The organism is Virgibacillus profundi (assembly GCF_002287375.1).
Classification (GTDB): Bacteria; Bacillota; Bacilli; order Bacillales; family Amphibacillaceae; genus Virgibacillus_K; species Virgibacillus_K profundi.
This window is the reverse complement of sequence record NZ_NPOA01000016.1, coordinates 58,115-78,538: the sequence shown is the minus strand read 5'-3', so window position 1 is coordinate 78,538 and position 20,424 is coordinate 58,115. Positions and strand designations below refer to the sequence as shown.

General features: G+C 38.7%; 19 protein-coding genes and 1 riboswitch. Of the genes, 17 read left to right on the top strand and 2 right to left on the bottom strand.

What is annotated here, in order from left to right; translation table 11 throughout:
* Positions 1 to 104: 104 nt before the first annotated feature.
* Together rlmD and CIL05_RS19290 are read left to right on the top strand one after the other, a co-directional pair.
* The gene (gene rlmD / locus CIL05_RS19295; protein ID WP_095657161.1) at positions 105 to 1,490 is read left to right on the top strand and encodes a 23S rRNA (uracil(1939)-C(5))-methyltransferase RlmD; all 1,386 of its coding nucleotides are present in this window, start codon (positions 105 to 107) and stop codon (positions 1,488 to 1,490) included.
* Between the two features lie 276 nt (positions 1,491 to 1,766).
* Positions 1,767 to 2,720 carry a tRNA dihydrouridine synthase gene (locus tag CIL05_RS19290; RefSeq protein WP_095657160.1) on the top strand — a complete coding sequence of 318 codons (954 nt, stop codon included), beginning with the start codon at positions 1,767 to 1,769 and terminating at the stop codon, positions 2,718 to 2,720.
* Between the two features lie 219 nt (positions 2,721 to 2,939).
* Here the strand turns inward: CIL05_RS19290 and CIL05_RS19285 are convergent, their stop codons facing one another.
* On the bottom strand, positions 2,940 to 4,160 hold the full coding sequence (locus CIL05_RS19285; RefSeq protein ID WP_240510242.1) for a TolB family protein: 1,221 nt from the start codon (positions 4,158 to 4,160) through the stop codon (positions 2,940 to 2,942).
* 351 nt (positions 4,161 to 4,511) lie between these two features.
* On the opposite strand from CIL05_RS19285, the gene CIL05_RS19280 reads away from it, so the two are divergent.
* On the top strand, positions 4,512 to 5,789 hold the full coding sequence (locus tag CIL05_RS19280; RefSeq protein WP_240510241.1) for an MFS transporter: 1,278 nt from the start codon (positions 4,512 to 4,514) through the stop codon (positions 5,787 to 5,789).
* Between the two features lie 40 nt (positions 5,790 to 5,829).
* Here CIL05_RS19280 and CIL05_RS19275 read toward each other — a convergent pair whose 3' ends face one another.
* Positions 5,830 to 6,012 (bottom strand): helix-turn-helix domain-containing protein, encoded by a 183-nt coding sequence (locus CIL05_RS19275; RefSeq protein ID WP_095657159.1) that lies wholly within the window; start codon positions 6,010 to 6,012, stop codon positions 5,830 to 5,832.
* Positions 6,013 to 6,309: 297 nt separating this feature from the next.
* Here CIL05_RS19275 and CIL05_RS19270 point away from each other — a divergent pair, with 297 nt between their 5' ends.
* From CIL05_RS19270 to CIL05_RS19205, 14 genes are all read left to right on the top strand, one after another.
* Positions 6,310 to 7,770 (top strand): SulP family inorganic anion transporter, encoded by a 1,461-nt coding sequence (locus CIL05_RS19270; RefSeq protein WP_095657158.1) that lies wholly within the window; start codon positions 6,310 to 6,312, stop codon positions 7,768 to 7,770.
* A 33-nt stretch (positions 7,771 to 7,803) separates the two neighbouring features.
* Complete coding sequence (locus CIL05_RS19265; RefSeq protein WP_095657197.1) at positions 7,804 to 8,220, top strand: universal stress protein; 417 nt, start codon at positions 7,804 to 7,806, stop codon at positions 8,218 to 8,220.
* A 425-nt stretch (positions 8,221 to 8,645) separates the two neighbouring features.
* Positions 8,646 to 8,847: riboswitch (cobalamin riboswitch) on the top strand.
* A 166-nt stretch (positions 8,848 to 9,013) separates the two neighbouring features.
* Complete coding sequence (locus CIL05_RS19260) at positions 9,014 to 10,024, top strand: ABC transporter substrate-binding protein (protein ID WP_095657157.1); 1,011 nt, start codon at positions 9,014 to 9,016, stop codon at positions 10,022 to 10,024.
* Positions 9,987 to 11,063: a FecCD family ABC transporter permease gene (locus tag CIL05_RS19255; protein WP_206207809.1), complete on the top strand. Its 1,077-nt coding sequence runs from the start codon at positions 9,987 to 9,989 to the stop codon at positions 11,061 to 11,063. The genes CIL05_RS19260 and CIL05_RS19255 overlap by 38 nt, the downstream gene beginning before the upstream one ends.
* Entirely contained in the window at positions 11,056 to 12,537 is a 1,482-nt protein-coding gene (locus CIL05_RS19250) for an adenosylcobinamide amidohydrolase (protein ID WP_095657156.1), read from the top strand. Before CIL05_RS19255 ends, CIL05_RS19250 begins: the two co-directional genes overlap by 8 nt.
* Positions 12,538 to 12,553: 16 nt before the next feature.
* A complete protein-coding gene (locus tag CIL05_RS19245) occupies positions 12,554 to 13,942 on the top strand; it encodes a cobyrinic acid a,c-diamide synthase CobB (protein ID WP_206207808.1) in 1,389 nt (462 codons plus the stop codon).
* Positions 13,943 to 13,989: 47 nt separating this feature from the next.
* Positions 13,990 to 14,535, top strand: a complete 546-nt coding sequence (locus CIL05_RS19240; protein ID WP_095657155.1) for a cob(I)yrinic acid a,c-diamide adenosyltransferase — start codon at positions 13,990 to 13,992, stop codon at positions 14,533 to 14,535.
* A 36-nt stretch (positions 14,536 to 14,571) separates the two neighbouring features.
* Entirely contained in the window at positions 14,572 to 15,534 is a 963-nt protein-coding gene (gene cbiB / locus CIL05_RS19235) for an adenosylcobinamide-phosphate synthase CbiB (protein WP_338066958.1), read from the top strand.
* On the top strand, positions 15,509 to 16,585 hold the full coding sequence (cobD, locus tag CIL05_RS19230) for a threonine-phosphate decarboxylase CobD (protein ID WP_095657153.1): 1,077 nt from the start codon (positions 15,509 to 15,511) through the stop codon (positions 16,583 to 16,585). Before cbiB ends, cobD begins: the two co-directional genes overlap by 26 nt.
* On the top strand, positions 16,567 to 17,142 hold the full coding sequence (locus CIL05_RS19225) for a bifunctional adenosylcobinamide kinase/adenosylcobinamide-phosphate guanylyltransferase (protein ID WP_095657152.1): 576 nt from the start codon (positions 16,567 to 16,569) through the stop codon (positions 17,140 to 17,142). The genes cobD and CIL05_RS19225 overlap by 19 nt, the downstream gene beginning before the upstream one ends.
* The gene (locus tag CIL05_RS19220; protein ID WP_095657151.1) at positions 17,139 to 18,647 is read left to right on the top strand and encodes a cobyric acid synthase; all 1,509 of its coding nucleotides are present in this window, start codon (positions 17,139 to 17,141) and stop codon (positions 18,645 to 18,647) included. Before CIL05_RS19225 ends, CIL05_RS19220 begins: the two co-directional genes overlap by 4 nt.
* Positions 18,644 to 19,435 (top strand): adenosylcobinamide-GDP ribazoletransferase, encoded by a 792-nt coding sequence (gene cobS / locus CIL05_RS19215; protein ID WP_095657150.1) that lies wholly within the window; start codon positions 18,644 to 18,646, stop codon positions 19,433 to 19,435. The genes CIL05_RS19220 and cobS overlap by 4 nt, the downstream gene beginning before the upstream one ends.
* Entirely contained in the window at positions 19,393 to 20,019 is a 627-nt protein-coding gene (locus CIL05_RS19210; protein WP_095657149.1) for a histidine phosphatase family protein, read from the top strand. The genes cobS and CIL05_RS19210 overlap by 43 nt, the downstream gene beginning before the upstream one ends.
* A complete protein-coding gene (locus CIL05_RS19205; RefSeq protein WP_095657148.1) occupies positions 19,971 to 20,417 on the top strand; it encodes a bifunctional adenosylcobinamide kinase/adenosylcobinamide-phosphate guanylyltransferase in 447 nt (148 codons plus the stop codon). The genes CIL05_RS19210 and CIL05_RS19205 overlap by 49 nt, the downstream gene beginning before the upstream one ends.
* The last annotated feature ends 7 nt before the right edge of the window (positions 20,418 to 20,424 follow it).

Here is a 20,424-nt window from a genome sequence, read left to right as displayed (position 1 = left end):
GAATTATCATGAAGCGGTCTTTCTTTTTAATTGGGTTAAAATGAATTACTGTTAAGGATATGATAAGATAACAATCACAAACCAGCTTGTAAAGGAAGATAATAATGGCTAAACAAACTGCTCCAGTGAAAAAGAATGAGACAATTACACTTACTTTTGAAGATCTTACCCATGAAGGGAATGGTGTTGGGAAAATTGAGGGCTATCCTTTATTTGTGCCTTATGCCTTGCCTGGTGAGGAAGCAACAGTAAAGGTAGTTAAAGTAAATAAAAAATTTGGCTTCGGAAAATTATTGGAAGTTAAAAATTCGAGTGATGAACGGGTAGAGCCACCCTGCAACGTTTATTATCAATGTGGCGGCTGCCAGCTTCAGCATATGAGTTATCAGCTGCAACTTGAAATGAAACAAAATCAGGTGAAAAATGTCATGCGGAAAATCGCCCATCTTGACCATGTACCAGCACATCCCACGATTGGCATGGAGGATCCGTGGCGTTACCGTAATAAGGTTCAAATACCTGTCGGCGAAAGAGATGGGGAGTTGATCACAGGATTCTATAGAATGCGGAGTCATGACATTATTGATGATATGGAAACCTGTGTGATTCAGGATGAATTAAATGACCGATCTGTTCATGCCGTAAGAAGAATTGCCAATCGATTAGGGATAAAGGCGTATGATGAAAAAAGTGATCGTGGTGTATTGCGACATATTATGGTTCGAACTGGCAGAGAGACGAATGAAACGATGATCGTACTTGTAACACGTACAGAAAAGCTGCCACATACAGAGGAATTTATCCGTGAACTAACGGAAACCTTTCCACATGTAAAATCTATTGTCCATAATATCAATAACCAACGTACCAACGTTATTCTCGGGAGAAAAACGAAAGTAATCTGGGGAGAGGAATATATTTACGACACCATCGGGAATATTCGTTTTGCAATTTCAGCAAAATCATTTTATCAGGTAAATCCACCACAGACAAAAAAGCTATATGATAAGGCATTGGAATATGCATCAATCGAGAGTGACGATATTGTAGTGGATGCATACTGCGGGATAGGAACGATTTCGTTATTTTTAGCCCAAAAAGCAAAAAAAGTATATGGCGTTGAGGTTGTCCCGGAAGCAATTAGTGATGCGAAGATGAATGCCAAATTAAATGACATTACCAATGCTGAATTTGTTGTCGGTGAAGCAGAGAAAGTAATGCCATGGTGGAGTGCTCAAGGGTTGAAACCAGATGTAATTGTAGTTGATCCACCACGTAAAGGCTGTGAAGTGGACTTTCTTCAGGCAATGATTGAGATGGAACCGAAGCGGATTGTGTATGTTTCATGTAATCCATCAACATTGGCCAGGGATCTGCGTGTACTTGAAGATGGAGGATATCAGGCGTTGGAAGTGCAGCCTGTTGATATGTTTCCTCAGACGAATCATATTGAATCTGTTACTAGATTGGTTAGGAAAGAGTCAAATTAAACATTAGCGCAAATAATAAACAACTCTGATTTAGACCTAGACTTCGTGATAATAAACATTTCCGATTTCTGGGTCTTTTCGGTGATGTTTATTACGAGGGTACAGAAATGTAGTCTGCAAAAACACTCTGAGCCCTTCAAATAATCATTTGCAATCAGTTTGATAAAAAGTACTTAATCATGGTATAAATATAAAAGAAGCAGAGGCATTTTCTGCTTTTTAATTTTGAAATAAGCGTTTGAACTGATATACCGTAATGAGAGGAATTGAATTTTAATGATAGATAATTTTTGGCGTGATTTACCACGACCGTTTTTTATTTTAGCACCAATGGAAGACGTGACCGATGTTGTTTTTCGTCATGTCGTGAGTGAATCAGCCAGACCTGATGTGTTTTTTACTGAGTTTACAAACACGGTAAGTTATTGTCACCCGGAGGGGAAACAAAGTGTACGTGGGCGTTTGACTTTTACAGAGGATGAACAACCAATTGTAGCCCATATATGGGGAGATAATCCTGAATACTTTCGGCAAATGAGTATTGGTATGGCGGAACAAGGGTTTAAGGGTGTAGATATCAATATGGGCTGTCCAGTACCTAATGTGGCACAGAAAGGGAAGGGATGTGGCCTGATCCGTCGTCCGGAAGTTGCAGCAGATATCATACAAGCAGCAAAAGCGGGAGGATTGCCCGTAAGTGTGAAGACAAGGCTTGGTTACACTGATGTAGACGAATGGCAAAACTGGTTAACACACATTTTGGAGCAAGATATCGCTAATCTTTCCATTCATCTGCGTACAAAAAAGGAAATGAGTAAAGTAGATGCTCATTGGGAATTGATTCCGGAGATTAAAAAACTTCGTGATGAGGTGGCACCAGATACGCTTTTGACGATTAATGGGGATATTCCTGACCGTGAGACAGGCTTAGAGCTGTTTAATCAATATGGTGTTGATGGGATCATGATTGGGCGAGGTATCTTTAAAAATCCATTTGCTTTTGAAAAAGATCCGAAAGAGCATAGCACGGAGGAATTGCTTGATCTTTTAAGATTGCATCTGGACCTATTTGACAAATATTCAAAAATAGAACCACGCCAATTCAGGCCACTTCGCCGCTTCTTTAAGATTTATATTCGCGATTTTAAAGGGGCTAGTGAATTAAGACATCAATTGATGAGCACAGAATCTACACATGAAGTACGTGCAATACTTAATGACTTTGAGTGAGAGAGTGTTGTTGGGACAAGGAACAGTAAAAGTATTCCGGATCTAAGGGATCAGTCCTTTGGTAAGTTAAAGAATAGAGAAATTATAATTATTTTTTCTTTTTCTTGTGTTTCCAAACTCTCTATAATAAAAGCCTGATTCCTCTTCTAGCTTAGAGCGATCAGGCTTTAATACTAAATTGCAGTCTTTCATGATTTCAAACTCAAAACATAATTCACCTCAGTAAAATTCAATCATATCGACATTCTGAATCCACGCTTCTGCCTCCGTACCGTCAGGATTTGCTTTCCAAAGCATTCTATCTTGATCTGTAATAGAAACACCTCTTTGCCATACGAGTTTTTCCATAGAACTGACATACTCAGGATTATAATCACCATAACCTTTAGGTGGATTTGTAATCTCAAGTTGCTTATTATTTTCGATATCTATTGTATAAAGTGATGGTAATGGATGATCACTGAAATCATTGGACCATTCACTTTCTTCCATTCTTGAAGTAACAATAGATTTATCAGTAATCCAATCAAAGTCAAGATCCACATAGTTTGGAGGTGTAAATGACCCTGTTACAGGCATTTCACGAATCTTTAAATCTTTGTCCTTAAAACCAAAAACAATTCTTCCGCCACCGGCAATAAAAGCAATGGTATCACTGGATGGTGCCCATTTAGGTTCACCAACATTTAAAATAATCTCGTCTAACACTTCGAAATCTTTTCCATCACTGGATATTACACTCAGCATATTACTATCCATGGACCAGGAAGCTGTAGGTGAAACGATGAAGGAAATCCATTTGTTACTGGGTGAAAAATTAAAATCTCCCGCATAAACAGCAATGATTTTCTTGTTATCAATTCCAATTTCCTTCGGGAGAGTGAAGAAATGCTCAACATCCCCAAATAAATTAATATCCTCATAATGATCAGTTAATTTTTTCTTATAAAGAATAGCACTTGACCATCCATCGGGACGAAGGGTTCCAGCGGCTGATAATAAGAATCCACTTCCATCAGGCAGCCATGTATAATTGTTAACCCCTGTTGCAATATTATAGAATTTTTGGAGATCCGAGATGTTTAAAATACCTTTATCATTAAAAGCAATCTCATTTGTATGTGGTGCCCATGTTGGGGAATAGCCATTATAAAAAACCTTTTTATTTTCCTTTGTTTCCAGATGATAAGCCCATACTTCTACTTGGTCGTCAGATGTAGCTTCATTTTGATATAAAAGCCATTTACCGTCATGTGACCACTTTGGTGTGTAAATGACTTGTCCTGTATTCGTAATTTGCTCCTCTTTGTTACCAATAAGAACCCATAAATCTCCATCTCTTATGAAGCCGGCTTTGACATGATTACTTTCATCATTTGCAAATACCATGGATGGAAATAGAATTAACAGTAGGAATGCAAATGTAAAAAGTTTATACACTTTGGTCTACACCTCTCAAGTAACTGTTCTTATGACTAATATCCTTCTATATTTTTTAATTATGTATCTAAAATGGTTCTCTGGATCTTTCCATATTTAATTTAACCAGGTTAAGAAAGTTTGCTTTTTATTTCAGTTATCTAACTTAATCCCTTACTTGACCATAAAGGAACGGTTCATGCTTATTGCAGATATTAGTAAAGAGTATAAAATCAAAAATTGAAAAAGATCAAGCAATAAAGTGCTTTTCCATTCACGGTATGTTATGTTCTCAGTGTTATCATAGTCTCCAAGCTTATTACCCTACTAAACATATAAATTAGCATTTGGTGGAGTGAGGAGGTGTACATCGTGGCGAAGTTTATTGGGAAGTTTTATTATGGTTGGTTTATTGTTTTTATTGCTGGACTCGGGGTTTTCTTCTCTGGACCCGGTCAGACTTATTCCAATTCTACATTTATTGATGCCTACATATCAGATTTTGGTTGGTCACGATCACAAGTATCGGGTATTTATTCTGCTGCTACATTGGTAGCGGGACTTATTATGATATTTATTGGAAGGTTTATAGATCGATTTGGTCAACGAATTATGATGGTTGTGATTGGAGTCCTATTTGCAATTGCTTGTTTTTGGAATAGTATTGTCTCAAGTATTTGGATGCTTGCACTTGGGTTCTTCTTTATTCGATTACTTGGACAAGGTAGTATGACGCTTATTCCTAATACATTGGTAGCTCAATGGTTTATTAAAAAAAGGGGATTTGCATTCAGTATTATGACATTAGGTAGTTTCATCAGTGCGATGTTGTTTCCGGTTATTAATACTTGGTTGATCAATACATGGGACTGGCGGTTTGCCTGGCAGTTTTGGGGAGTATTATTACTGCTTGTATTTGTACCTATTGCTTTATTTGGTGTGCGAAATAAACCGGAGGATATGGGACTTAAACCTGATGGACCTGGAAAACAAAAGGATATGAAATATAAACCCTTGATTGGCGTTAATGTAGTGAAGGAAGCCGCAGAGGATTGGACATTAACTGAAGCTAAAAAAACAAGAGCATTCTGGGCCATTCTAGTTTGTGTTGGTATACCGGCAATGGTTAATACAGGAATTACCTTTCATGTTATATCTATATTTGGTACCAACGACTTATCTCCTGCAATTGCTGCAATGGTTCTTAGTTTAATGGCAATGGTGGGTATTCCGATGTCCTTTATCTCCGGTATGATAACTGACCGAATTCCTACAAACTATTTGCTTGTTGCCATATTTATTATTGAAATTATTTTACTATTAATGTTAATTGTAACAAAAAGTTTATGGATGGCTATTCTTTTTGGAATAGTTTGGGGAATTGCCAATGGATTAGAACGAATTAGTTTAAATGTTATCTGGCCAAATTATTTTGGACGTAAACATATTGGAAGTATAAATGGAGTCGGGGTAACAATGACCGTTATTGGTTCTTCGCTGGGTCCACTGCCATTTGGTGTTGGATTTGATTTATTCCATAGTTATACACCAGTATTACTTGTTACTTTGATTTTTCCAGTCATCGGAGTTATCTGTTCGATTATTGCGAAGAAACCTAGTAAGGCTCAGATAGGAATTAAAAGTTTCTAAGTAAATGACTCCAAGGTTGAATTAACCTGGGAGTCATTTTTTATATTCTTTCTCCTTTTTTCAATCTCTCAATTAATTCATCTAAATCGTCTCTTTTTACACGCCAATGTCTTCCAATTTTAAAGGCAGGTATCTTACCCTCCTGTACTAATTTATATGTTGTCATTTCACTTAATTGTAAATACTCGGCAACTTGTGAAACAGTCATAATTTCTTTATTCATAAAGACGCCTCCAAACGGTTAACCTGATTCAATCATACCATAGAAACATATTTGTTTAAAAAACAAATTCTAATTTATACTCAATTATAAATGGTTATAATCAAATGTAGTCTATTTGTATGTTTACTATTCATGGTATTAAATTAGAGGAAAATAATGATATTGATAGTAAACTAGCAATGTTTACGCTTTCCTGGCATTTTGTGAACAGGAATTTTTGTGATATCATTCAATCTGTTAATAACGGAAATTACTTTTGATGGTCAAAAGTTAAAAATAAAGAAAAGGAGAACTAACATGAATATGCAAAATATCAAAAATGAGTGGTTCGGGAATATTCGTGGCGATAGTATGTCAGGAATCGTTGTTGCATTAGCACTTATTCCTGAAGCGATTGCCTTTTCGATAATCGCCGGCGTTGACCCAATGGTAGGTCTTTATGCAGCATTTTGTATTGCTGTTGTACTTGCTTTTGTAGGTGGCAGGCCGGGAATGGTTTCGGGGGCAACTGGAGCGATGGCATTGCTTATGGTAGGTTTAATAGCTGATCATGGACTTCAGTATTTACTGGCAGCAACAATCCTAACGGGGATCATTCAAATTTTATTTGGCGTTTTTAAAATGGCTAAAGTGATGAAGTTTGTACCTCGTTCTGTGATGGTTGGATTTGTTAATGCATTAGCTATTATGATCTTTATGGCGCAGCTTGCCCACTTTGTGGGAGAAACTTGGCTTATGTATGCTTTAGTAGCTTTAACGTTAGCAATCATATATCTTTTTCCAAGAATTACAAAAGCAGTTCCATCCACGCTTGTGGCAATTGTGGTTGTAACAGTAATAGCAATCTTTGGTAATATTAATGTAGGTACAGTAGGAGATATGGGAGCCTTGACCCAGCAATTACCAGTATTCTTAATTCCTTCTATTCCATTTTCATTGGAAACCTTAATGATTATTCTTCCGTATTCTTTCTCATTGGCAATTGTAGGTTTAGTAGAGACACTATTAACTGCCAATATTGTTGATGATATGACGGATACAGAAAGTAATAAGAATAAGGAAAGTCGTGGACAAGGAATAGCAAATATTGTTACAGGTTTCTTCGGTGGGATGGCTGGATGTGCTATGATCGGACAATCTGTTATTAATGTGAAGTCAGGAGGAAAAGGCAGATTATCCTTACTTGTAGCTGGTGCGACGCTAATGTTCTTAATCATCGTATTAGGTGGTTTAGTTGTCCAAATCCCAATGGCTGCTTTAGCTGGCGTCATGTTTATGGTTGCTATTAGTACATTCGATTGGGCATCTGTGAAAAATTTGAACAAATTGCCAAAAACAGATGCAATGGTAATGGTTGCGACAGTAGTAATTGTGTTAATGACGCATAACTTAGCTATAGGTGTGTTGGCCGGGGTATTATTAAGTGCCATTTTCTTTGCAGCAAAAATCTCGAAAGTAAAAGTAACAGAGGAACTCGTCATTAAAGAACAGAAAAAAATATATCATGTTCAAGGACAGCTATTCTTTGCCTCTGTCAATGATTTTCCCAACAACTTCAATTTCAATGATTCTATTAAACAAGTAGAAATAAATTTAACTCATGCACATTTGTGGGATGATTCAGCGATTGGAGCATTGGATAAAATTGAGATGAAATTTGCCCAAAATGATATTAAAGTTCACTACACAGGATTAAACGAAGCAAGTAAACAATTGAAAAATCGAATCGGCGGATTATCACAGGCTTCCGGACATTAAGGAATAACGTAAATGAAAGGTTTTGATGACTCAATGTTTCAAAAAATACTCATAGCAACAGATGGATCGGACCATTCCTTCCGATCCACCCAACATGCTATTCAACTAGCAGAAAAGTTTGGTGGAACAATTGATATTGTTTATGTCGTTGATGGTGATACAGCAAAATCTGATGTATTAAATTCCACAAATAAATACGAAATTGAAATGAAACGTAATGAAAAGATTCAAGCAGTTAAACAAATGGTTCTTGATGCAAATATAGATTGTAAGACACATATTTTGCATGGTGAACCTGGTCCAACGATTGTAGAATTTGCAAATGATAATGATTTTGACTGTGTTGTCGTCGGAAGTCGAGGACTTAATAAACTACAAACCATGGTTCTGGGAAGTGTTAGCCATAAAGTGGTAAAGCGTGTTGATTGCCCAGTCCTTGTTGTGAAATAAAACAGAAGAATCTTCCTTCTACGCGCTGTGGGTCTCACTGAGGCCTTTCTTCCCGCGGAAGTCTCATCGCGAGCCCGCGGAAAGCGTAGTATATTTCCGCAGTGTTGGATTAACAACCCAGCACATACGTCGTTTTCTACAGAAATGCTGCGAAAATAAAAAAACAACAAATGGTTTCGATGGGGCGAGCAGTGCGCAGTCCCAGTATTTTGATGAGGCGAACGAAATGCAGTCCCAAAATTTACGAAAAGAGCTTTATTTAATGATGAAATAGATATTATATGAAATCACTCTAATCATCAGGATGGGCCACTATACTGCAAAATCAATTTACAGGATTTGATAAAATTATTTAAAATAGCTTTACAATTTTGCCGATTTGGTTTACAAAAAGGCGAAAGTGGACTATTATACGATTAGTATAAAAAACAGCCGAATTAATAGGTTTTTTAAATGATTTGATTAAGATTCATTTAAAACGAAGAGGGAAGTTGGTGCAAATCCAACACGGTCCCGCCACTGTGAGCGATGAGGAAGGTTAAAAATATCCACTGTGTATCTGCATGGGAAGGGTTAACCAACCGTTGATTCGTAAGTCAGGAGACCTGCCTATTTGATTTTTTAAGCTTCCTCGAGGAAAGGAATGTTTAAAGTGCATCGTAATCGAACTCATCAGTGGGAGTATATGTATTTTTAACTCTCTGATTGAGGATACATATGTGCTTTTACATTTACGCTTTTCCTATCAGGAAAGGCGTTTTTTAATGCTGAAAAAATATTAGGGGGAATAGAGATGGGCAATAATTTTCTGAAAAAGTGGCTGCTTCCTTGTATTGTTCTTTTGTTAAGTATCTTGATTTTTGCAGGTTGTGGAGCACAGGATGAAGAACAGTCTACCGAGGGTGAAACGGGTGCATCTGATGCAGAGGTAACGGATGAAGAATCAGGGGAGAAGAATGAAGAGCTATTTCCAGTAACCTTTACGGATGATGCTGGTCGGGAAGTAATAATAGAAAACGAACCTGAAACGATTATTTCTATACAAGCTAGTTTTACGGAGATTTTATTTGCACTGGGACTTGGCGGTAAAATAATTGGTGTTTCGGACTATGATAACTATCCTGAAGAGGCGCTGGAAATCCAGAAAGTTGGCGGCCAGGATATGAATGCTGAACTTATCCTGACACTTCTGCCGGATATAGCGCTTGTTACCGATTACCATTACAATAATCACCCTGAAATCTTAGAACAGTATGAAGAAGTAGGGATAAAGGTGATTGTTATTGGCAGTGCAACATCCTTTGAAGATGTGTACAGTAAGATTAAAATGATTGGAACCGCTACAGGCACTCAATCTGAAGCAGAAGAGATAACTGCTGATATGAAGCAACGCCTTGAATCGATCAAAGAAAAAGCAGAATCGATTACAGATAAAAAGAAAGTTTGGGTAGAGGTTTCGCCGGCACCGGACATTTTTACAACTGGTCAAAATACATTTATGCATGAAATGTTGGAGTCCATTCAGGCAATTAACGCTGCCGAAGATGTGGAGGGTTGGGTGAAATTCACAGAAGAAGAAATTGTTAATTTAAACCCGGATATTATTATTACGACCTATGGATATTATATAGAGAATCCTAAAGAAGAAGTATTGTCACGTAATGGATGGGCGGAGGTTCCAGCCGTAAAAAATGATCAAGTATTTGATGTTGACAATGACATGGTTACGAGACCTGGTCCTCGCTTGATCGAAGGAGTGGAAACACTTGCAAAGCTCATCTATCCGAAAGTATTTAACGAATAAGATTGTATGGATGTATGTTTTAAGTGGAGGGATTGTACTTGGTACAACTCTCCTTGGTTTATTAGAGAGTAGTGTGGCAATTCCCATCCCTACTATTTTACATATCGTTTCCGAAAACGCTTTTAATATTGGGTGGCTGAACGATATTCCCAAAAATGAAGAAATGATTATATGGAATATCCGATTACCAAGAGTTTTACTTGCTCTTTGTGTTGGTTCATCTCTGGCATTAGCTGGTGCTGCATTTCAAGGACTTTTACGTAACCCGTTAGCAGACCCTTATACCATTGGAGTTTCATCTGGTGCTGCTTTAGGTGCAGTGTTTGTTTTGTTTTTTCAGGTGACGATAGTTGGGTTAGGAAGTTTTACACTTCCAGTTGTTGCAATTATTAGTGGGTTTATAACGCTATTCATTGTATTTGGATTAGTCAGATTAAGCAGCAGAAATTTAGCTATTGAAACGATAATCCTAGCAGGAATTATTGTGGGGGCTTTTATTGGCTCAGTTACTTCCCTGATTATTTCATTAGGGGACCGGGATTCCATGACACAGATTATTTATTGGTTATATGGAAGTGTCGCAATGAGGGGATGGGAGCATGTTCAATTAATCCTGCCTTTTATGCTTGTTGGAGCATTTATGCTTCTCATTCACTACCGGGAATTGAATGCTCTGGCGTTAGGGGAGGAAGCAGCTGATCATATTGGAGTAAATGTAAAAAGAGGGAAAATTTTTATATTATTAGGTGCATCCTTGTTGACAGGTGCTTCCGTTGCGGTGTCTGGTTCTATAGGATTTGTAGGTCTTGTGATTCCCCATCTGGTTCGTCTTGTAACAGGTCCGAATCACCGGCATCTGCTCCCATTATCTATGCTCGTCGGAGGAGCCTTTCTAATTGCAGCAGATTTGGTTGCAAGAACGATTATTGCTCCGAGTGAGCTTCCAATTGGTGTCATTACAGGTCTAATTGGTGCACCCGTATTTGCGCTATTATTAATTAGAGAAAGAATTGGTAGGAGAGGCTATTTAAATGATTAGAATAGAAAATTTAGCAGGCGGATATAAAAATACCCCAATTATCGAAGATCTTCATCTGGAGATTGAAAATGGAGAGTTTTTTGCACTGCTCGGACCAAATGGGAGTGGTAAAACTACGCTATTTAAGCTGATTACAGGGCAGCTTCCTATCCAAGAAGGGAGAATTTTTCTATCTGGAAAGGAAATATCATTGCTTTCAAAGCTGGAAAAAGCTAAAAAGGTATCTGTGCTGACGCAGGAGGTTCATGCTTCATTTGACTATACTGTCGAAGAAATCATCAGTCTTGGACGTTATCCTTATCAAAAGGGGATCATGAAGCAGTTATCAAAAGCAGACCGGGAAGTCATTGAAGATGTCATGGAGCGAACCAAAATAAGCAAGTATCGAAATACTCAATTCCGAATGATTAGTGGAGGAGAAAAACAGCGGGTCCTATTGGCGAAGGCTATGGCACAGGAGCCTGAAATCCTGCTTTTAGACGAACCGACAAACCATTTGGACATTAAACACACCTTCCATTTACTGGATTTGCTGAAGGAACAACAGCAGAAAAACGGGCTAACGATCTTTGCCATATTACATGATTTAAACCTTGCTTCTCTGTATGCAAATCGCATTGGCTTACTGGACAAAGGAAGATTACTGGAGGTGGGGGATGTAGATACATTGCGGAAAGAAGAGCAATTAAAACAAGTGTATGAGGTCCAGGTAAAAACACAGGCCCATCCAGCTGTATCGAACCCACAAATTCTGATGACTCCACAGCACGCTGCAAATGAAAAACCTATAGACCTGGTCAAATCTTATAAACTGGTGAAAAATAAGAACTATATTCATATTCAATTTGATCAGCCAATGCGAACCATATCCAATGGCGTAATAGGAGAGGGGATTCAGTGGTTAAAGCACTTTTGTAATTTTCATGTTGATAAGCACTATAATTGCTCTGACCCTAAAAGAGATTTGCAGGAAAGGATGGATTCATACCAAATTCCTCATGAACAGGCTGTAGGAATGATGACTGCTGTCAATCTTGAAGATAAGGTAATTGAAACCCAAGAAATAGAAGGCATTCAAATGATGGTAATTGTAACGGCAGGTGTTGGAAATGCCGTTGATATAGCATCTGAATACACACCAAACTCTGCCAGTCAAATTGGTACGATCAATACAATGGTCTTTATAGATGCCCACTTTACAGATGGTGCACTTGTAAATGGATACATGTCAGCAACGGAGGCTAAAGTAAAAGCCTTACAGGACCTTGATATCAGAGACCCTCAATCGAATACAATTGCAACAGGTACATCAACAGATGCTCTGCTTCTCGCCCTAACACAGCGAGGAAGCGTAACTCAATATGCTGGGTCAGGAACAGTAGCAGGAAAAGGAATTGGACAGTTGGTATATCAGACAACGCATAAAGCAGTAAAGAAGTACTTAAAGCGGGTTCAAAATAACGGAATCTACTAGACAGGTGGTGTTGATTTTGATAGAAAGAAGAATGGTTATAGCGGGAACGGGCAGTGGAGTAGGGAAAACGACCCTAACTATTGGAATCATGTCCGCCCTGAAAAAGCGGGGACTAGAGGTGCAGGGGTTTAAATGCGGACCGGATTTTATTGATCCAACCTATCATAGAGCAGTAACGAACCGAATATCCCGTAATCTGGATAGCTGGATGCTTACAGAGGATAGTCTGCTGGATATTTTTACACATGGGAGCAAAAACACCGACATTTCCATAATTGAAGGTGTGATGGGCTTTTTTGATGGGAAATCACCGGAAACGAATGAAGGATCTACTGCAGAGATTGGTATGTTAACAAAAAGTCCCGTGGTACTTGTTGTGAATTGTTCAAGTATGGCTCGGAGTGCTGCTGCAATTGTAAAAGGCTTTCAATCATTTGCGGAGGGAACAAATATAGCAGGTGTGATAGCAAATAGTGTGGGAAGTGAGGGTCACTATCAATTAGTGAAGACGGCAATTGAACAAGAATGCGCGATCCCTGTACTTGGTTATTTAAAACGAGAGCTTGCGATTGAAATCCCTGAGAGGAATTTAGGACTCATCCCTTCTATTGAAAGAGGAGATCTTGATTCACTTTTTGATAAGTTGGGAGATTTGGTGCTGGAAACTGTCGACATCAATAAGCTCCTTGAATTATCAGTTGTTAAGCCACTTGCAGAAACTAACGGACCTTCGCTTTTTGATAAAAAGAAGGAAGCTTCCGTAAGAATTGCCGTAGCAAAAGACGCAGCATTTAATTTTTACTATCCTGAGAACTTAGAGATGCTGGAAGCAAATGGTGTGGAAATTGATTATTTTTCACCATTGGCAAATGATGCTTTGCCTGATAATGTGGATGGACTCTATCTTGGCGGCGGCTTTCCTGAAGAGTTTGCACATAAACTTGCATCAAATCATAAAACGAAACAATCTGTGAAGGCTGCCATTGATAATGGATTACCAACCTTAGCTGAGTGTGGCGGCTTCATGTATTTGACGGAGTCCATTGAAACAAAAGAAAAGATAAAACATAAAATGACAGGCATCATCCCTGGGGAAATTCAAATGCAATCCAGATTGACGGCAATTGGCTACAGAGAAATAAAAGGACAGAATGGGAATTTCTTATTGCGGAATTCGATGGCAAAGGGCCATGAATTTCATTATTCCACCTTTCGTGAGACAGGAGATGAGATTCAACCAGCCTATGAACTGAAAAGCAGGAGAGGCAATCAAAAAGAGGGATATCTTATCAGGAACCTGGTGGCAGGGTTTACATATACTCATTTTGCTTCCAGTCCGTCGATTGTTGAAAATTGGATTGAGAAATGTTTAGAAACAAAAGATGCTCGAGAACAAAGAGGATAAATGGTACCGTATTGTAAAAAATTATGAATACAGGAGGCAGATGTATTATGGGAAGAAATAAAAGAAATGGATTAACATTAGTCTACACAGGTGATGGTAAAGGTAAAACAACAGCAGCAGTAGGTTTAGCGGTGCGCGCGGCTGGAAGAGAGTTTAAAGTTAAAATGCTGCAATTTATTAAATCACCAAGACGTACCTATGGAGAAAAATATTCACTGGAAAAGCTGGGTATTGAAATGGACCAGCTTGGAATTGGATTTACTTGGCTGAAAACCCCTGAGGAACATCGGGAAGCATTAAAGAAAGCCTGGCCAATCGCAAGGGATACTGTCATGAGCGGAGAATATGATTTAGTGATTCTGGATGAATTAAATAATGCTTTAGCGATTGATAGTTTTCCGATTGATGATGTTTTGCCGTTAAATGAAGTGATAGACTTGATTAAAAATAAACCTTCTCACGTTCACCTTGTGATCACCGGAAGAGATGCAAAGCAGGAGATTAGAGATGCAGCTGATCTCGTATCTGTTGTTGGTATGGAAAAGCATTATTATAACGAAGGCGTTAATGCTATTAAAGGAATTGAATTGTAGCTCCAATCACAAAAAAAGAAAAAGGGATCAGGAATAATGGAATATCATTTAATTGCAATTTTTATCGCTGTCCTCATTGACTTTATAATAGGTGATCCGCCAGCATGGCCACACCCTGTCAAATGGATAGGCAGCGGCATTTCCTTATTGGAAAAACTACTGAATAAAGGGATATCACGTAAAAGTAAGGGACTGATAATGGTTTTTCTGATCATCAGTGTGGTTTTTCTCGTATCATTCTCTCTTGTATGGTTGTGCTACTTGATCCATCCAGTGCTGGGAATTGCAGCAGAAGCTATCATTATTTCAACGGCGATTGCCCAAAAAGGTTTGAAACAGGCAGCTCTGGAAGTCTATCAGCCTCTTAAAAATGGGAATATGGTCGATGCAAGACTAAAACTCTCTTATATCGTCGGAAGAGATACAGAAAATCTTAATAAAGAGGAAGTTGTAAGAGGCACGGTTGAAACGGTTGCTGAAAATATAAGTGATGGGGTAACTGCACCTTTATTTTGGGGGCTGATTGGCGGTGCCCCAATTGCTATTGTCTACAGGGCAATCAACACATGTGATTCTATGGTTGGTTATAAAAACGAAAAGTTTCAAGACTTCGGTTGGGCCGCTGCCAGACTGGATGATTTGGTTAATTGGATTCCAAGCCGTTTGACTGCCATTATGATTATGTCAGGACATAAGCCCGCCTGCATGAGCAGGAAACAGGGATTTAGAATTTTATTCCGTGATGCTAAAAGACATCCAAGTCCCAACAGCGGCTGGCTGGAAGCGGCCATAGCATCACTTCTGGGCGTACAGCTTGGCGGGGTGAATTATTATAAAGGAATTATTTCTAACAGACAAACTATGGGAGAACCAATCTTACGATTAAATGAAGAACATATTATAAAAACAAATAGCATTTTGACCCGCACAACGATATTATTTTTGCTATTTATAAGCATGGGAGGATTATTGTATGAACTGGCCGGAACATGGTTCTAATCCGCAATATATCTATAAGGAAATGAAAATATCCAAACCGAAAAACCTGATCGATTTCAGTGCCAATATTAACCCATTCGGTCCTCCTGGAATCTTAAAGGAAAAGTGGTCGGAATTATATCCTGAAATTTATGATTATCCAGATCCCCATACCCTTATTTTGAAAGAACGGATTGCAGAGAGAGAGAATGTGGATCGTTCATCGATCTTAATTGGAAATGGTGGATCAGAGATAATCTCATTGATAGGGAGGATGCTGGCTGGTAAGAATGTATTACTTATTGAACCGGCTTTTTCAGAATATGAAAAAGCATGTAATAAAAATGGCTGTCAAATCTTTTATCATCATCTAAAAGAACCTGAATGGGAGTTGGATGAGAAGGAAATTGCTTTAAAACTGAAGGGTATGGATGCAGTCTTTTTATGCAACCCAAATAATCCAACGGGCATTCGATATCCTCATTCGACGATCGTTAAACTATTGAAGGAATGTAAACAAAATAATAGCTATCTCATTATCGATGAAGCTTTTTATGACTTTTTGGAAGACTATATTCCGATTGCGCCATTGTTAAAAGACTACAGCAATTTAATCATTCTTCGTTCGATGACGAAGATGTATGCGATTCCCGGCTTACGGCTTGGATATGTACTCGCCGGCAAGCATATCATCGAAAAACTATCAGACGATCAGCCGCATTGGTCTGTCAACATACTTGCCATGTCAGCAGGGGAACTGTGCCTGCAGGATGACAGGTTTATAGATAACACCATAAATTTTATACATACGGAACGAGAAAGGCTGTTTTCCTTTTTTCACAGGGAAGCGTTTGTGGTATCGGAGTCTTCCATTAATTTTTATCTATTACGGGACCCACTGGAGAAAGAGCAGATGCCGTTCTTTGAATTTCTGCTGAGGAGAGGAATTGTTCCGAGACATACATATAATTTCCCTGGCTTAGAAGGAAAGTGGTTGCGGTTCGCGATAAAAGGTACGAAAGAAAACAATCGCCTTATGGAGGTGCTGACAGAATGGAGACAGCTTCCATAATCTTCATAACTGGTGGAGTACGAAGTGGAAAAAGCAGCTTTGCCGAAAAAAAAGCTGCTGAAAGAGCATCAGAAATTGGCGGTTCCCTTCATTACCTAGCAACTGGGATGCCGTCTGATCAAGAGATGGAAAATAGAATTGCATGTCACCAGGAGGATAGAAGAAAGAGTGGTTTTTCATGGAAGACGTGGGAGCAATCAACGAATATTGGATCCCTGGCATCCGGCTTCAGGGAAAAAGATGTTCTATTGCTGGACTGTTTAACAACATGGTTAACGAATGAACTTTTTTCTCAGGAAGCAGATTGGAATGAATCGTATTTAAAAGCGGTGTTTCATCGTATTTTAACAGAAATAGAAGCTATAAGAAAAAACTGCCACCAATTGGTTATCGTTAGCAATGAGGTTTTATCCGATCCCCTCCATGAAAAAAATGACCTGGTATTTATGTATTGTCAGCTGATAGGAAACTTACACCGGCAAATCGTGCAAAAGGCGATGCAAGCTTATGCAGTTGAAGCAGGTGTACCAGTGTTAATGAAGGGAGTTAAACGATGAAAGGGATTATGATTCAAGGAACTGCTTCGGATGTAGGAAAAAGCCTCATAACAACAGCAATATGTCGTTTATTTGCAAATGAAGGGGAGAAAGTGGCACCTTTCAAATCACAAAATATGTCTAATAATTCATATGTAACAATTGATGGAAAGGAAATTGGACGTGCACAAGGGATTCAAGCAGAAGCGGCTAAAACGGAAGCAGTAGTTTGGATGAATCCAATTCTGTTAAAACCCCGGTCGGATATGCAATCGGAAATCGTTCTGTTTGGAAAGACAGCTGAGACGTTATCAGGAAAAGAATACCGGGAAAAATTCTACTCAAAAGGTCTTGAGGCTATTCGTTCTTCTTTGGACTATATAGACAAGGAATTTGATGTTGTTGTGATAGAAGGTGCTGGTAGTCCAGCTGAAGTCAATTTGAACGATAGAGAGCTCGTTAATATGAAAGTAGCAGAACTGGCTGATGTCCCGGTATTATTAGTAGCAGATATAGAACGTGGTGGGGTCTTTGCAAACATTGTTGGCACATTGGAGCTGCTTTCCCCTGATGAAAGAAAGAGGGTACAGGGATTAATCATCAATAAATTCCGTGGAGATTTGGAATTGTTTCATGACGGAGTGAAATGGCTGGAGGACAAAACCGGCATTCCCGTACTTGGAGTCCTTCCCTATATTGACAATCATCGGATTGATGGGGAGGATTCTTTATCGATGGAAACGCAAATCGGTAAAAGAGGAAAAAGGGAAATTGACATGGCGGTCATTCATCTTCCCTATATTTCCAACTACAGTGATTTTGAACCATTCCTCTATGAAGATGATGTGTCGGTTCGGTTTATTAAAGAGCCCTCCGAGTTTGGTCAGCCGGATGCGGTCATCCTACCAGGAACAAAAAGTACAATAAATGATTTAAACGGATTAAAAGAGTCGAAGCTCTATGATCAACTTATCAATTATGTTAAAGAAGGCAGATACATTGTTGGAATTAGTGGTGGTTTTCAAATGATGGGGACAGAAATTATCGATCAACGGGGCTCGGATACAGGGAAACCTGGAAGCCTTGTGAAAGGATTACAGTTCATTCCTGCAGAAACCGTCTTTTCTGAAGAGAAAGAAACAGTTAGGGTGAAAGGCCACTATCATCCAAATACAAAATTACCTGGAAACAAACCAATTGAAGGATATAAAATTCATTCAGGGAATACAACGATTTTTGAAAAGGAAATTTTCTTTCTTGAACTGGAGGATAACAAAAAGGAAGGCTATTACGGACACAATGGAAAAATTATTGGTACGTATGTCCATCATCTTTTCCATAACGATGAATGGAGAAATCAATGGTTAAATAAAATCCGTGAATCGAAACATCTGCCAATAAAGGAAACCGTATATGCACAGGATATAAAAGAGGAACGGTATGATAGAATTGCTATGAATATGATAAACCATTTGAACTGGGAAAAGTTAAAAGATATTGCTTATGGATGGGAAAGGGAAAGATGAAGTTGATAAAGGGATTCTTAATTAATCTGCAATTTTTAACCGCACTTCCGATAAAAGCCAACCTGCCAATGGATCAGGAATATTTGGAGAAAAGCATCCGAACTTTTCCTTTATTGGGATTATTCCAGGGTGTTTTATACAGCATGCTTTTATACTCACTTCTGGAATGGACACCTTTCTCGCCCTTAGCTGTTGTTTTTATTGTCTGGTTATTTATGATTATTTCATCGGGTGGAATCCATCTGGACGGATGGATGGATGCAAGCGACGCGTTCTTCTCTTATCAGGATAAAGATAAAAGAGTGGAAATCATGAAGGACCCAAGAACAGGGGCTTTTGGTGTTTTGGCTGTAATCATTCTATTAAGCCTGCGTTTTTTATTCATTTATGAAATTACCATGTTTGCGAGTTTCCAATCCTTCCTGCTTATCATGCTTATTCCCTTCTTAAGTAAAGGAATAATGGGTGTCGTACTGTTAACGATACTACCAGCAAAAAAGGATGGACTGGCATCATTCTTCAGAAAAGCGGGTAAACAGGGCACATTGAAGGTCTATCCGGTGTATCTGATTGTCCTTCTCGGCATTATCACCATATTTGATGCAGATTCTGTATTGCTAGCTATTGCATTAACAGTGTCGGCGTTTGGATGTTATTTGTTCATACGCAGAAAAGCGGAAAAATGGTTTGGCGGAATTACCGGTGACGTGCTTGGAGCTACTGTTGAAGGGACTGAGACTTTCTTATGGATGATATTGTGGCTATTACATTATTTCGTCATGGGATGACAGAGGGGAATAAACGAAGGGCTTATATGGGATGGAATGATTCTCCTCTATGCAATGAGGCAGTTCAGACATTGACAGGCTATACATTTAATCCGTATTCCTATGACTTATTTGTTTCCAGTGATTTACAAAGATGTTTGACCACCATTGAAATTTTATTTTCAGGTGTAGCACCAGCTGTTATTACAGAATTAAGAGAAATGAATTTTGGAACATTTCAAGGAAAGACATATGAAGAATTAAAAGCAGTTAATGAATACCAGCAGTGGATTAATAATCTATTTACCTATACTCCTCCACATGGTGAATCCTTTGAGCAATTTACTGGCAGGGTTCAGAAAGGATGGGACAGGCTGATAGATTTAATTATTCAGCAAGGGTCAAAAAGAGCCTTTATCGTAACACATGGTGGTGTTATTCGCAGCTTGCTGCATGAGTTTTCTCCAATCGAAAGGGAATTCTGGGAGTGGAGTATTCCTCATGGGACTGGGTTTGTGCTGACTTTTGATAGAGAGGGTTTAAGGAGGGGAGAACATTGCATTTTGTTACAGGAGGTGCCTTTAACGGAAAACAGGCATGGGTGAAGGGGAAATATCCCGGGAGTGAATGGATTTCAGCCTACAAGGGAGAACCATTAGTAGAAGATTTGAACACTTTATCAAGTACGTCCATTGTTTTGGAAGGTTTGGAAATCTGGTTGAAAGAACATTCTGCAGAAATGACAGTAAACGAAGCCCGAAACTATTTCGTAAACGTATTGAATGGTTACATAGACTGGGAAAATAGCGCTCAAAATCGAAAAATTATTATCATTGGGACAGATATTACAAAAGGAATTGTTCCTATTGATAAAAATGATAGAAATTGGCGGGACCTGACAGGGTGGGCATATCAGGATTTATCTACCAGGTGTTCGCATGTTGATGTTATCTGGTACGGAATCAATCAAACTATTAAGCCCTGCCATTCGAAGGAAAAGTAGAGGGGAA

What these genes read in the sequence shown, in the direction of transcription:
- rlmD (WP_095657161.1), top strand. Translation starts at nt 105, where the DNA reads ATGGCTAAACAAACTGCTCCAGTGAAAAAGAATGAGACAATTACACTT.
- CIL05_RS19290 (WP_095657160.1), top strand. Translation starts at nt 1,767, where the DNA reads ATGATAGATAATTTTTGGCGTGATTTACCACGACCGTTTTTTATTTTA.
- CIL05_RS19275 (WP_095657159.1), bottom strand. Translation starts at nt 6,012, where the DNA reads ATGAATAAAGAAATTATGACTGTTTCACAAGTTGCCGAGTATTTACAA.
- CIL05_RS19270 (WP_095657158.1), top strand. Translation starts at nt 6,310, where the DNA reads ATGAATATGCAAAATATCAAAAATGAGTGGTTCGGGAATATTCGTGGC.
- CIL05_RS19265 (WP_095657197.1), top strand. Translation starts at nt 7,804, where the DNA reads ATGTTTCAAAAAATACTCATAGCAACAGATGGATCGGACCATTCCTTC.
- CIL05_RS19260 (WP_095657157.1), top strand. Translation starts at nt 9,014, where the DNA reads ATGGGCAATAATTTTCTGAAAAAGTGGCTGCTTCCTTGTATTGTTCTT.
- CIL05_RS19250 (WP_095657156.1), top strand. Translation starts at nt 11,056, where the DNA reads ATGATTAGAATAGAAAATTTAGCAGGCGGATATAAAAATACCCCAATT.
- CIL05_RS19240 (WP_095657155.1), top strand. Translation starts at nt 13,990, where the DNA reads ATGGGAAGAAATAAAAGAAATGGATTAACATTAGTCTACACAGGTGAT.
- cbiB (WP_338066958.1), top strand. Translation starts at nt 14,572, where the DNA reads ATGGAATATCATTTAATTGCAATTTTTATCGCTGTCCTCATTGACTTT.
- cobD (WP_095657153.1), top strand. Translation starts at nt 15,509, where the DNA reads ATGAACTGGCCGGAACATGGTTCTAATCCGCAATATATCTATAAGGAA.
- CIL05_RS19225 (WP_095657152.1), top strand. Translation starts at nt 16,567, where the DNA reads ATGGAGACAGCTTCCATAATCTTCATAACTGGTGGAGTACGAAGTGGA.
- CIL05_RS19220 (WP_095657151.1), top strand. Translation starts at nt 17,139, where the DNA reads ATGAAAGGGATTATGATTCAAGGAACTGCTTCGGATGTAGGAAAAAGC.
- cobS (WP_095657150.1), top strand. Translation starts at nt 18,644, where the DNA reads ATGAAGTTGATAAAGGGATTCTTAATTAATCTGCAATTTTTAACCGCA.
- CIL05_RS19210 (WP_095657149.1), top strand. Translation starts at nt 19,393, where the DNA reads ATGGATGATATTGTGGCTATTACATTATTTCGTCATGGGATGACAGAG.